This window comes from Marivibrio halodurans (assembly GCF_017963645.1).
GTDB classification, from domain to species: Bacteria; Pseudomonadota; Alphaproteobacteria; order UBA8366; family Aestuariispiraceae; genus Marivibrio; species Marivibrio halodurans.
In genome coordinates, this window is the sequence record NZ_JAGMWN010000007.1 from 1 (window position 1) to 11,113 (window position 11,113).

An 11,113-nucleotide genomic window follows, 5' to 3' on the forward strand; every position below is an offset into this window, starting at 1 on the left:
ATGCGCGCAAGGCCATCGCGTACTATGAACAGCAATTGGTAATCACGCGGGAGATTGGCGACCGGCGTGGCGAGGGCGCTTCGCTGTTCAACGCTGCTGTCAGCCTGAAGAATCTGGGACAGGATCGCGAAGCCATCGCGCGCGCCCGGGCGGCCCTTGAAATCCTCGCGCGGATCGAGGCGCCTAGCGCGGAGACGGTCCGGAAATGGTTGGCGGATTGGACGTAGGACGGGAGCATGGGGCCGATGGAAGACCATGAATTTTTCGCAATTATTGCCGCGGCTGTCATCGCCGCGGGCGTCGTCGTCGTCGCGATGGTCCTGTTTCGCAAGCGGATAGCGTTCTCGGTTGAATGGGGGAATAAAAGAATGAGCCTGGAAGGGGAAAACGACCCCGCGCGGGAGACGCAGCGGCGGGGCCGGGCGGCGCCTTCGCCTGCCGGGTCGATCAAGGCTGGCGGGAACATATCCATCGCCAACGGCGATGGCACCGTGTCGATTGGCGGCGATGTGAAAGATTCCACGATCGGCACCGGTTCCGCGTCCGCCCAGGACAAACGGCCCTGAGGTCAAATCCATGCCCGCCATGATCGATCCCGACAGGTGGCGCCAGACGCTCGAAGCGATGGAGGCCGGCGCGGCAGCGATGACCAGAAGCCCCTCATTCCCGCCGCTTCATGCGTGGTGGCGGCGGGTGCTGGCTCTATTGAATCTGCCGGTCGGGCATGGGCGCTTCTCCCGGTGAAAGGGCCGAGGGGGCCTGCCCGTGCGTCAGATCCTCCGCGACCAATGGCTCGCCGGAGTAATAGGCGGGAAGCGCCCCCTTCTCGATCTTCTGGAAGGCCCGGTCCACCGCGGACTTGATGGTGGGGAGATTCGCCTCGATGCGGTCGCCGATGACCAGCACGGTCAGGCTGCCATCCTGCCAATAGGCGCTCTGGACATCGTCGAGCCGTTCGACCGTCGGGGCGGTGTCGGCGGGCTGTTTGGGGCGTTCCAGGACGACGGTGATCAGGTCGCCCTCGCGGTCGCGATAGAACAGATTGGTGCGGTAGCGCGTGCGCCCCTCGCTGCTTTCGGTGCCTTCCAACGCATAGCCAAGCGGGCTCAGGTCCGGGGCCTGCATGGTCAACATATCGGTTTTTCCGGTCCTCTGCTGGGAGGCTCCCTGCTTCGAGGACATCGTCGCCGGGCGGGTCGTCGCGGCCGCCGGGGAGGGCGTGTCGGCGGCGCCGCGGTGACGTTCCAGCCCTTCGGCGAGGTTGGGTTTCGGCGATTCCGCGGTCGCGCCGAAGCGGCCGACGCTCCACCCCGAAAGGGCGGCGATCAGGATCATGGCCGCCGCGAGCGCCTTCGTGCGCGGGCGTGTCCCCGACCCGCCCGGTGATCCCCGCATGAGGGTTCGCAAGAGCCGGGGCGGCGGCGGATCATCGGGGATTTCACCGTACCGTTCCCGAATCCTGTCCGCGACGGCGCGGTCGAGGCGGACATGTTCGCGTGCTTCAGGCCGATGTTCGAGATAGGCTTCGACCTGCGCCTTGCGGCGGGGGTCGCGATCCAAGCGCCCGTCCACATAGGCCTGCAAGTCGCGGTCGTCGATAGACTCGTCGAACCGATCCATCACTTGATCCTTCGGATTGGGGCCGCCGCGTCGATCGCGGGATCCATCGTGTTCCGCAATGTATCGCGGGCCCGGGACACGCGCGAACGCAACGTCCCGACGGGAATCCCGAGAACCGACGCCGCCTCGTCGTAGGAAAGATCTTCCAGCGTCACCAGCAGGATGGCCGCCCGCTGGTCTTCCGGCAGCCGGTCCAGGGCCTGGCTGATGTCCCGCCACATGAGGGAGGCATCCTGTGTCGGCTCGACCCGCCGGTCCGCCGCGGCCAGGGTCTCGTCCATTCGATCCCGCGGGTTGGTGAAGGGTTTCCCATCGCGCGTACTGTTGAGATGGGTTCGGTAAAGGATTGTGAAAAGCCAGGATCGCACGCTGCCGGAGCGTCGCCACTGGGCCCGCTTTCTGAGCGCCTTCTCCAGCGTTTCCTGGACGAGTTCGTCGGCCGCGTCCGGCGTGCGCGCCAACGAGCGGGCATATCGGCGCAGATGCGGGATTTCCCGCGCGATCAGCCACTTCAGATCACTCACCGGCGGCGCCCTTCTTCCTGTCGCGGTTACGTGATCGACACATGGGCGGACGGAAAAGTTCCCTCGCCGCATGAAATTCCCGCGCGATGGAACCAATCACGGGTCGAACGTGTCTGATAAGGGAAGAGCGAGCAATGAACCCGAGAGGAGTCCACAATGACCCGCTTTACCTCCATGATCGCGAGCATCGGCATCCTGTTGTTGGTGGCCGCTGCCCTTCCCGCCCAGGCCCAGATGGCGACGCCGCCTTCCGAGGACGAGGTCCAGACCTTCGCCGCCGCGGCGACCTCGATCCAGGAAGTGACGGAAGAGTATCGCGCCGAGGCCGAGAACGCGGAGACCGAAGCGGCCCGCGCGGATATTCGCGAGGAATATTCCCAGATGCTGACCGAAGTGGTCACCGACGAGGGGATGTCGGTTCAACGCTATAACGAAATATACGAGTTGGCCCAGCAGGACGAGGAGGTTCGCGCGCGCATCAATGCCGCGATGGCGGATCTCAACTCCTAGAATTCGGATTCGGCGCTAACCGATCGGACGGCGCCTTTCCCGTTTCTCCCGCCGGTGCCGGTGCCTGAAAAACCGCGTCGCGCGCCGGCGGGGTTCCCTTCAATGAGACGTTCGGTTGGAGCCCGCCCATGCGTTCGCGCGCCAAGCCGCTTGGTCTGATCCTCATCCTTGGCCTCGCCATCACCGCGGCCGTGGTCGGCTTTCTCCAGATGCGGGACAGCGAAACACCGCTCTCCGGGTTCGAGGCGAGCGGTCGCCCGCTGCTCGATCCGGAGGGGTTCGGGGAGGACGACGTCGCCACCATCGAAATTGCCACGGCGGAGGGCAGTGTCCGCCTTGCACGTGAAGCCGGGGATTGGGTGGTCCGGTCGCAAGATGGGTTTCCCGCCGATTCCGCGACGATCCATCAGCTTATCGATCGCGTCATGGCGGCACGCATCCTTTATGAGCGGCGGGTCGAGCAGACCGAATTGTCGCAATATGGCTTGCAGCCGGTGAGCGCGCTCGGCAGCGCGGCCGTCCGGCTGTCGTTCCGGGACGCGGCGGATGGCGTGCTTCTTGACCTGCGCATCGGCAATGTCATGTCGCTACCCGACGGGGTGGAGATGGAAACGCTGATCGCGCTTCCGGAGGAGCGGCTCGTCGGTGTGCTGGATCAGGATCTCGGCTTCTCCTGGTCGAGCGAGGATTGGTTGCGGCAAGTCGATCTGGGCTTCGACGGCGCCGATGTCGTCGCTCTTCGCATGGGGGGGGACGAGGATGCTTGGCGCGCTTACCACCGGAATTCGCAGGGGCGATGGCTCTTCGCTAGCCAGGCCGGGGAGGAAGAGCCGGCGGAGAAGCAAGGCTATCTCCGCTCCGCCGCGAAAACCCTGGCGGATTTGCCGCTCCTCGACGCCGCGCGGTCCGAGGCGGACTTGGGCGATGTGGAATGGCGGCGGACGATCGTGCTGGGGACTGGGCATGGCGCGCGGGTCGACTATCGCATCGTCGGGACGAAGTCGGGTGATTGGGTTGCCATCGACGCCGCGGAGAGCGCGTGCGACGGCGACCCGTCATGCGAACGGGTGAAAACCTCCGTGGCGGCGCTGTCGGGCTGGTTCTTCAAGATGTCGATCGCATCCGGATCGGACATCGAACTGGCTTACATGCTGTCCGAATAGACGGGCGCCGAGTGGGCTGGCTCTAGCTTTGCAATTTATTTAGGCAATTGCTGCGGTGCGCCCTGAAATGCCTAAATATTAGCCATTATAACGAATAATCTTGCGTACCGATCGACCTCCTGATTCCGAGGCGGCCGCTTTTCTTTTCAAAAAAGCATCATTACTTCAATGGCCTGTAAAAGATCCCCCACGCTGTAACAAACTTGGCACAAAAGCTGCTGTTCGTGATGCGCTGCAATATCGCAGACGCGAAAAAGAGGCTCGAACGAGCCGGTTCACGAACAGGGGAAGGGTATGACAGCGAAGAAAGTGATCGGGGCGGCCTTGGCCGGCCTCGTCGGCTATGTCGGGGCGAGCGCGGTAGCGCTGGCTCAGGACACGATCAAGGTGGGTGTTCTGCACTCGCTCTCGGGCACGATGGCGATCTCCGAGACGACGCTGAAGGACGCCATGCTCATGCTGATCGAGGAGCAGAACAAGAAGGGCGGCCTGCTCGGCAAGCAGTTGGAGCCGGTCGTCGTCGATCCGGCTTCCGACTGGCCGCTGTTCGCCGAGAAGGCGCGCGAACTGATCGAGGTCGAGGAGGTCGACGTCGTCTTCGGCTGCTGGACGTCGGTCAGCCGCAAGTCGGTTCTGCCGGTCTTCGAGGAGTTGAACTCGCTCCTCTTCTATCCGGTGCAGTACGAGGGCGAGGAAAGTCAGCGCAACGTCTTCTATACCGGCGCGGCGCCGAACCAGCAGGCGATTCCGGCGGTGGATTACCTGGCCGAGGTCGAGGGAGTCGAGCGCTGGGTGCTGGCCGGCACGGACTATGTCTATCCGCGCACGACCAACAAGATCCTTGAAACCTACCTCAAGGCTAAGGGCGTGGCCGACGAGGACATTATGATCAACTACACGCCCTTCGGTCATTCCGATTGGCAGACGATCGTCGCCGATATCAAGGAATTCGGGTCCGCCGGCAAGAAGACGGCCGTGGTCTCGACCATCAATGGCGACGCAAACGTTCCCTTCTACAAGGAACTCGGCAACCAGGGCATCGAGGCGTCCGACATTCCGGTCGTCGCCTTCTCGGTCGGCGAGGAGGAACTGGCGGGTATCGATACCGCGCCGCTCGTCGGGCATCTGGCCGCCTGGAACTATTTCATGTCGGTGCCGACGCCGGAGAACGACGCCTTCATCGAGGCGTGGCACGAGTTCATCGGCGACGATGCCCGCGTCACCAATGACCCCATGGAGGCCCATTACATCGGCTTCAATATGTGGGCGCAGGCGGTCGAGAAGGCCGGCACGACCGATCCCGACGCGGTGATCGATTCGATCATCGGCGTTTCGGTGCCGAACCTGACCGGCGGCTATTCGGCGATGATGCCGAACCACCACATCACCAAGCCCGTGCTGATCGGCGAGATTCAGGACGATGGCCAGTTCGCGACGGTCTATGAGACTCCGGGCCTGGTCGTGGGCGATGCCTGGTCGGATTTCCTGCCGGACTCGAAGGATCTGATCTCCGATTGGCGCAAGCCGATGGAGTGCGGGAACTTCAATACCGCCACCGGCAAGTGCGGCGGCATGACGTCCGAGTGATCGGGCGGGCGAACCGTTAGGACCGTTACCGCGTGGGGCGGGCGTGCCGGGGCCTCGATCTCCCTCGGGAGAGGGCCCCGGCCGCTGCCCCGGCGACTTCCGCCGTCCCACGCCGGATTCGTCCCCGCCGTTCCATGGCTTGGGTCCGCCGCTCCTCGGCTACGTGCCGCGCCGCGTTCGGCCCGCGCTTCCGGGCATCCCGCTTTCGGGCATCCCAACGGGAAATCGACATGCGCACAGCATTCCTATCCCTCGCGGCCATGATGCTGCTGTTCCTCGCCGCGCTGTCGCCGCTGCCGGCGGCCGCGCAATCGGACAATCCCGCGCTCGCGCCGCATCTGGCCGCGCTGGACAGCCGCGACTTCGCCGCCAAGGGGCGCGCGGTGGAGGCGATCGCGCAACTCGACGACCCGGTCGTCGTGCCTCTGCTGCGCACCCTGGGCGCGGGCGATCTTTACCGCCGTAAATCGGACGGCCTGTTCTTCCGGGCAGAACGCGACGGGCGCGACTACAAGCTCTTCGATCTGCAAAGCGGTGACCTCGTCGAGACGCTTTCCGGCTCCGCCGTCACCCGCATCATCGTGAACAACTCCATGCGCGGTCAGATCGACGCGCTGCTCGGCTCCCTCACCTTGCGCGCGGACGATCCGGCCCAGCGTCTCGCCGCCGCGCGGACGATCTTCGAGGAACGCGATCCCGCCACCCTGCCCGCGCTGGAATCCGCCATCGCGGCGGAGGACGACGACGATATCCGCGCGTTGATGGAGACGGCGCGCGCGGCGATCCTGGTCGCCGACGACGGGGCGCTGACCGAAAGCCGGCTGGAGGCCGTCTCGGTTCTGCGCGCCATGGGCGGGCGCGAGGCGATGGTCATCCTCAAGGGCGCATCGGGCGACGAAGCACCCGCGATCGCCGAGGCCGCCGCCGAGGGCGCCGCCGCGATCGAGCAGACAATGCAGCTCTGGGGCCTGGGCCAGAATGTCTGGTATGGCCTTTCCCTGGGCTCGGTATTGCTTCTGGCGGCGATCGGGCTCGCCATCACCTTCGGTGTGATGGGGGTCATCAACATGGCGCATGGCGAGCTTGTCATGCTCGGCGCCTACACGACCTTCGCCGTTCAGGAGGTGATCCGCAATTCGGCTCCCTGGCTTTTCGATTACTCGTTGCTGATCGCCGCGCCGCTCGCCTTCGCCGTGGTCGGCCTCGCCGGTGTCGCGATCGAGCGGGGGGTGGTGCGGTTCCTCTATGGCAGGCCGTTGGAGACGCTGCTGGCCACCTGGGGCATAAGCCTGATCCTGCAACAGGCGGTACGGTCGATCTTCGGCCCGACCAACAAGGAGGTCGGCAATCCCTCCTGGATGACCGGCGGGTTCGAACTCGGCTATCTGACCATAACCTATAACCGGCTATGGATACTGGTCTTCGCGTTGGCGGTCTTCGCCGGGCTGCTGGCGCTTCTGAAGAAGACGCCGGCGGGGCTTCAGATGCGCGCGGTGACGCAGAACCGGGCCATGGCCTCCGACCTCGGCGTCAAGAGCGGCTTCGTCGATGCGATGACCTTCGGCCTCGGTGCCGGGGTGGCGGGGCTGGCGGGCGTCGCGCTCAGCCAGATCGACAATGTCTCCCCCAATCTGGGGCAGGGCTATATCGTCGATAGCTTCATGGTCGTCGTCTTCGGCGGCGCGGGGAACCTGTGGGGGGCGCTCGCGGGGGCCTTCACGCTGGGTATCGCCAACAAGTTCCTGGAGCCGTTCTCCGGCGCGGTGCTGGCGAAGGTCCTGGTGCTCGTCTTCATCATCATCTTCATCCAGAAACGGCCGCGCGGGCTATTCCCCGTGAAGGGCCGCGCGGCGGAGAACTGAGCGATGGCCGACACCTCTCTCATCCGCCGCGCGGTCACCGCGCGCTCGCAGCTCTTCCTGATCCTGCTGGTGCTCGCCGCGATCCTGGTGCCGGTATTGAACCTCGCGGTTCCGGCGGGCAGCTTCTTCCATCTGCCGAGCTACGCGGTCTCCCTCTTCGGGAAGTATCTCTGCTACGCGCTGCTCGCGCTCTCGGTCGATTTGATCTGGGGCTATTGCGGCATCCTCTCGCTCGGCCACGGGGCGTTCTTCGCGCTGGGCGGCTATGCGATGGGCATGCATCTGATGCGCGAGATCGGCTCGCGCGGGGTCTATGGCGACCCGCTGCTGCCGGACTTCATGGTGTTCCTCAACTGGCAGGAACTGCCCTGGTTCTGGCACGGGTTCGGCAGTTTCCCCTTCGCGGTGCTGATGGCGCTTCTCGTGCCCGGGGTGCTGGCCTTCATCTTCGGCTGGTTCGCCTTCCGCAGCCGGGTGACGGGCGTCTATCTCTCGATCATCACCCAGGCGATGACCTATGCGCTGATGCTCGCCTTCTTCCGCAATGAGATGGGCTTCGGCGGCAATAACGGCCTGACCGACTTCAAGGACGTGCTGGGCTTCAATCTACAGTCCGACGCGACGCGCGCGGGGCTCTTCGTCGTCACCGCGGCCGCGCTCGCCGGCGGCTATCTGCTCTGCCGCTGGGTCGTGGGCAGCAAGGCGGGCAAGGTGCTGGTCGCCGTGCGTGACGCGGAGAGCCGTACCCGCTTCCTCGGCTACAAGGTGGAGCATTACAAGCTTTTCGTCTTCACCCTGTCGGCCATGCTGGCCGGGATCGCGGGCGCGCTCTATACGCCCCAGGTCGGCATCATCAATCCGAGCGAGTTCAGCCCCGCCAACTCGATCGAGATCGTGGTCTGGGTCGCGGTCGGCGGGCGCGGGACGCTGGTCGGCGCGGTCATCGGCGCCTTGATCGTCAACGGGGCGAAGACGCTATTCACCGGATGGTTCCCGGAGATCTGGCTGTTCGCGCTGGGCGCGCTCTTCGTGGTGGTGACGCTTTTCATGCCGCAGGGCGTGCTCGGCCTCGCGCGCGGGCAGGGCGGTCTGGCCGAGGGGGCGAAGCGGGCGCTCGCCTTCCTGGAACAGGCCGGCATCAAGCGGAAGGGAACGGGATCATGAAGGAGACACGCGCGCTCCTCTATCTCGACGACGTGACCGTCAGTTTCGACGGCTTCAAGGCGATCAACGGCCTCTCCCTCTTCGTCGAGCCGGGGGAGCTTCGCGCCGTGATCGGCCCCAACGGGGCGGGCAAGACGACGATGATGGATATCATCACCGGCAAGACGCGCCCCGATAGCGGCAAGGTGTTGTGGAAGGGGGAACACGACCTCACCAAGCTGGATGAGGCGGATGCCGCGCGTCTCGGCGTCGGACGGAAATTCCAGAAGCCGACGGTTTTCGAGACCCACACGGTGGAGGACAACCTGCTGCTCGCCCTCAAGGCCGACCGGCGGGTGATCCCGACCCTCTTCGCCCGCACGCGCAAGGACGAGCAGGCCCGGATCGACGCGATGCTGGCGCTGATCCGGCTGGAAGCGCGGCGCGCCGATCTGGCCGCCGATCTTTCCCACGGGCAGAAGCAATGGCTGGAGATCGGCATGTTGCTGGCGCAGGAGCCGGAACTGCTGCTGGTGGACGAGCCGGCGGCCGGCATGACCGACGACGAGACGATGGAGACCGCGAAGCTGCTGCGCGATATCGCGGGCGAGCGGTCCGTCATCGTGGTGGAGCACGACATGGCCTTCGTGCGCGAACTCGACGTCAAGGTTTCCGTCCTGCACGAGGGCTCGGTGCTGGCGGAAGGATCGCTCGACCACGTCAGCGCGGACCCGCGCGTGATCGAAGTCTATCTCGGACGCTAGGGGGGTCGGATGCTCACGGTCGAATCGGTCGATATGCACTATGGCGCCGCCCAGGCGCTGAACGGCGTCAGCCTGAAGGCCGCGCCTGGCCGGGTCACCTGCCTGCTGGGCCGCAACGGGGTGGGGAAGACCAGCCTTCTGCGCACCATCGTCGGGCGCCGCCGCCTGACGCGCGGTAGTATCCGGTGGCGCGATACGGAATTGGATGGGCTCAGGCCGGATCAGCGCGCGCGGCTCGGCCTCGCCTCCGTGCCGCAGGGGCGGGAAATCTTTCCGCTCCTGACCGTGCGGGAGAATCTGGAGGTCGGTTTCGCCACCCTACCCCGCCGCGAACGCAAGGTGCCGGACGAGGTGTTCGAGCTTTTTCCCGTGTTGAAGAGCATGCTCGATAGGCGCGGCGGCGATTTGTCGGGTGGGCAGCAACAGCAACTCGCCATCGGTCGCGCGCTCGTCACCCGACCCAGCCTGCTGGTCCTGGACGAGCCGACGGAGGGGATTCAGCCCTCCATCATCAAGGATATCGGCGCCGCGATCCGGCACCTGCGCGCGCGCGGCGATATGGCTATTCTGTTGGTCGAGCAGTATTTTGATTTCGCGCGTGACCTCGGCGACAGCTTCTTCGTGATGGACCGGGGGTCGATCGTCCTCTCCTCGAACAAGGACGACATGGTTGAGGCCGATGTTAGACGATGGCTCACGGTCTGAGACGCTCCGGCTGCAACGCGCCGTCGGCGCCGTTCGTGTGTCCGCGAAGCCCGGCCATCGGCGGGGCACAACGGTACTCGACGGGCTCTATCAGCAAGGGGCCGGTAAGGCGCGGTTTCCCCGCACCCATTCCCCCTGGCTGGAGGCCGTCTTGCTGAACACGGCCGGCGGCATAACCGGAGGCGACCGGCTGACGACGGGGGTGTCCGTCGCGGACGGCGCGCATCTGGTGGCGACGACCCAGACGGCGGAACGGGTCTATCGCTCTCTCGGCGAGGACGGGTGCCTGGATGCAACGGTGTCGGTGGCCGGGGGCGGCGTCTGCGAATGGTTGCCACAGGAAACGATCCTGTTCGACGGCGCGCGACTGAAACGCACGCTGAATGTGGAGATGGCCGACGACTCGCGCCTGACGCTGCTGGAGCCCGTCGTGCTCGGCCGGCAGGCGATGGGGGAGGTGGTGCGCCGCGCGCGTCTCGTCGATCAATGGCGTATCCGGCGCGGTGGCCGCCTCGTCTTCGCCGATGCGCTGCGTTTCGAGGAGACGGGCACGTTGGCCCGGCGGCGCGGCGTGCTCGACGGCGCGCGGGCCTTCGCGAGCCTGCTGCATGTCGCGCCTGAAGCGGAGGCGCGGCTGGAGGAGGCGCGGGCGATCCTGGCCGGTCTTCCCGGTCTCGCCGACCCGCGCGGAGATGTGGGCGCGGGCGCGGGCGTGGGCGTGGAGGCCGGGGCCTCCGCCTGGGACGGCATGCTCAGCCTGCGTTTCGTCGCGGCGGACGGCGCGTGTCTGCGCCGGGCGCTCATGGCGTTCCTGGAACGGTTCCGCGCGGTGGCCCTGCCGCGTGTCTGGATGATGTGAGGGAAGCGGGAGGAAAGCGATGAACCTGACGCCACGCGAGAAGGATAAGCTGCTGATCGCCATGGCGGCGATGGTGGCGCGCAACCGGCTGTCGCGCGGGGTGAAGCTCAACTACCCGGAGGCCGTGGCGATCATCTCCGATTTCGTGGTGGAGGGCGCGCGCGATGGCCGTTCCGTCGCCGATCTGATGGAGGCCGGGGCCACCGTCATCACCCGCGATCAGGTGATGGAGGGCATTCCCGAGATGATCCACGACGTCCAGGTCGAGGCGACCTTCCCCGACGGGGTGAAGCTTGTCACCATCCACCAACCGATCCGTTGAGCGAAGGGAGGTCCGTCCCCATGACGATCCATCGCAATGTCCTTGCCGCCGCCT

The 11,113-nt window shown here is 65.7% G+C and carries 13 protein-coding genes; 11 read left to right on the top strand and 2 right to left on the bottom strand.

The genetic code is table 11. The features are described from left to right. Both KAJ83_RS14585 and KAJ83_RS14590 read left to right on the top strand, forming a co-directional pair. A partial coding sequence (locus tag KAJ83_RS14585; RefSeq protein ID WP_210682838.1) for a tetratricopeptide repeat protein occupies positions 1-227 on the top strand: 227 nt, incomplete at its 5' end. 9 nt (positions 228-236) lie between these two features. Further along, positions 237-566, top strand: a complete 330-nt coding sequence (locus tag KAJ83_RS14590) for a hypothetical protein (protein WP_210682839.1) — start codon at positions 237-239, stop codon at positions 564-566. Positions 567-702: 136 nt separating this feature from the next. Here the strand turns inward: KAJ83_RS14590 and KAJ83_RS14595 are convergent, their stop codons facing one another. Together KAJ83_RS14595 and KAJ83_RS14600 are read right to left on the bottom strand one after the other, a co-directional pair. Then, positions 703-1,620 (bottom strand): anti-sigma factor family protein, encoded by a 918-nt coding sequence (locus KAJ83_RS14595; protein WP_210682840.1) that lies wholly within the window; start codon positions 1,618-1,620, stop codon positions 703-705. Further along, complete coding sequence (locus KAJ83_RS14600) at positions 1,620-2,144, bottom strand: RNA polymerase sigma factor (RefSeq protein WP_210682841.1); 525 nt, start codon at positions 2,142-2,144, stop codon at positions 1,620-1,622. The genes KAJ83_RS14595 and KAJ83_RS14600 overlap by 1 nt, the downstream gene beginning before the upstream one ends. A gap of 156 nt (positions 2,145-2,300) precedes the next feature. Between KAJ83_RS14600 and KAJ83_RS14605 the strand changes: the two genes are divergently transcribed. The 9 genes from KAJ83_RS14605 to KAJ83_RS14645 all read left to right on the top strand — a co-directional run bounded on the left by KAJ83_RS14605 (position 2,301) and on the right by KAJ83_RS14645 (position 11,059). Further along, positions 2,301-2,654: a DUF4168 domain-containing protein gene (locus KAJ83_RS14605; protein WP_210682842.1), complete on the top strand. Its 354-nt coding sequence runs from the start codon at positions 2,301-2,303 to the stop codon at positions 2,652-2,654. A 128-nt stretch (positions 2,655-2,782) separates the two neighbouring features. Next, positions 2,783-3,817: a hypothetical protein gene (locus KAJ83_RS14610; protein ID WP_210682843.1), complete on the top strand. Its 1,035-nt coding sequence runs from the start codon at positions 2,783-2,785 to the stop codon at positions 3,815-3,817. 294 nt (positions 3,818-4,111) lie between these two features. Further along, a complete protein-coding gene (gene urtA / locus KAJ83_RS14615; protein WP_210682844.1) occupies positions 4,112-5,404 on the top strand; it encodes an urea ABC transporter substrate-binding protein in 1,293 nt (430 codons plus the stop codon). Between the two features lie 230 nt (positions 5,405-5,634). Next, a complete protein-coding gene (urtB, locus tag KAJ83_RS14620) occupies positions 5,635-7,266 on the top strand; it encodes an urea ABC transporter permease subunit UrtB (RefSeq protein ID WP_246484653.1) in 1,632 nt (543 codons plus the stop codon). Between the two features lie 3 nt (positions 7,267-7,269). Beyond that, a complete protein-coding gene (gene urtC / locus KAJ83_RS14625) occupies positions 7,270-8,430 on the top strand; it encodes an urea ABC transporter permease subunit UrtC (protein ID WP_210682845.1) in 1,161 nt (386 codons plus the stop codon). Further along, positions 8,427-9,173 (top strand): urea ABC transporter ATP-binding protein UrtD, encoded by a 747-nt coding sequence (urtD, locus tag KAJ83_RS14630; RefSeq protein ID WP_210682846.1) that lies wholly within the window; start codon positions 8,427-8,429, stop codon positions 9,171-9,173. The genes urtC and urtD overlap by 4 nt, the downstream gene beginning before the upstream one ends. Before the next feature lie 9 nt (positions 9,174-9,182). Next, entirely contained in the window at positions 9,183-9,878 is a 696-nt protein-coding gene (gene urtE, locus KAJ83_RS14635; RefSeq protein ID WP_210682847.1) for an urea ABC transporter ATP-binding subunit UrtE, read from the top strand. 37 nt (positions 9,879-9,915) lie between these two features. Continuing rightward, positions 9,916-10,737 (top strand): urease accessory protein UreD, encoded by an 822-nt coding sequence (locus KAJ83_RS14640; protein WP_210682848.1) that lies wholly within the window; start codon positions 9,916-9,918, stop codon positions 10,735-10,737. Between the two features lie 19 nt (positions 10,738-10,756). Continuing rightward, positions 10,757-11,059 carry an urease subunit gamma gene (locus tag KAJ83_RS14645; protein ID WP_210682849.1) on the top strand — a complete coding sequence of 101 codons (303 nt, stop codon included), beginning with the start codon at positions 10,757-10,759 and terminating at the stop codon, positions 11,057-11,059. The last annotated feature ends 54 nt before the right edge of the window (positions 11,060-11,113 follow it).

Bases quoted from the DNA above. Each gene is read 5' to 3' on its own strand.
- urtE (WP_210682847.1), top strand. From the start codon at position 9,183: ATGCTCACGGTCGAATCGGTCGATATGCACTATGGCGCCGCCCAGGCG.
- urtC (WP_210682845.1), top strand. From the start codon at position 7,270: ATGGCCGACACCTCTCTCATCCGCCGCGCGGTCACCGCGCGCTCGCAG.
- urtD (WP_210682846.1), top strand. From the start codon at position 8,427: ATGAAGGAGACACGCGCGCTCCTCTATCTCGACGACGTGACCGTCAGT.
- KAJ83_RS14595 (WP_210682840.1), bottom strand. From the start codon at position 1,620: ATGGATCGGTTCGACGAGTCTATCGACGACCGCGACTTGCAGGCCTAT.
- KAJ83_RS14605 (WP_210682842.1), top strand. From the start codon at position 2,301: ATGACCCGCTTTACCTCCATGATCGCGAGCATCGGCATCCTGTTGTTG.
- KAJ83_RS14610 (WP_210682843.1), top strand. From the start codon at position 2,783: ATGCGTTCGCGCGCCAAGCCGCTTGGTCTGATCCTCATCCTTGGCCTC.
- urtA (WP_210682844.1), top strand. From the start codon at position 4,112: ATGACAGCGAAGAAAGTGATCGGGGCGGCCTTGGCCGGCCTCGTCGGC.
- KAJ83_RS14645 (WP_210682849.1), top strand. From the start codon at position 10,757: ATGAACCTGACGCCACGCGAGAAGGATAAGCTGCTGATCGCCATGGCG.
- urtB (WP_246484653.1), top strand. From the start codon at position 5,635: ATGCGCACAGCATTCCTATCCCTCGCGGCCATGATGCTGCTGTTCCTC.
- KAJ83_RS14590 (WP_210682839.1), top strand. From the start codon at position 237: ATGGGGCCGATGGAAGACCATGAATTTTTCGCAATTATTGCCGCGGCT.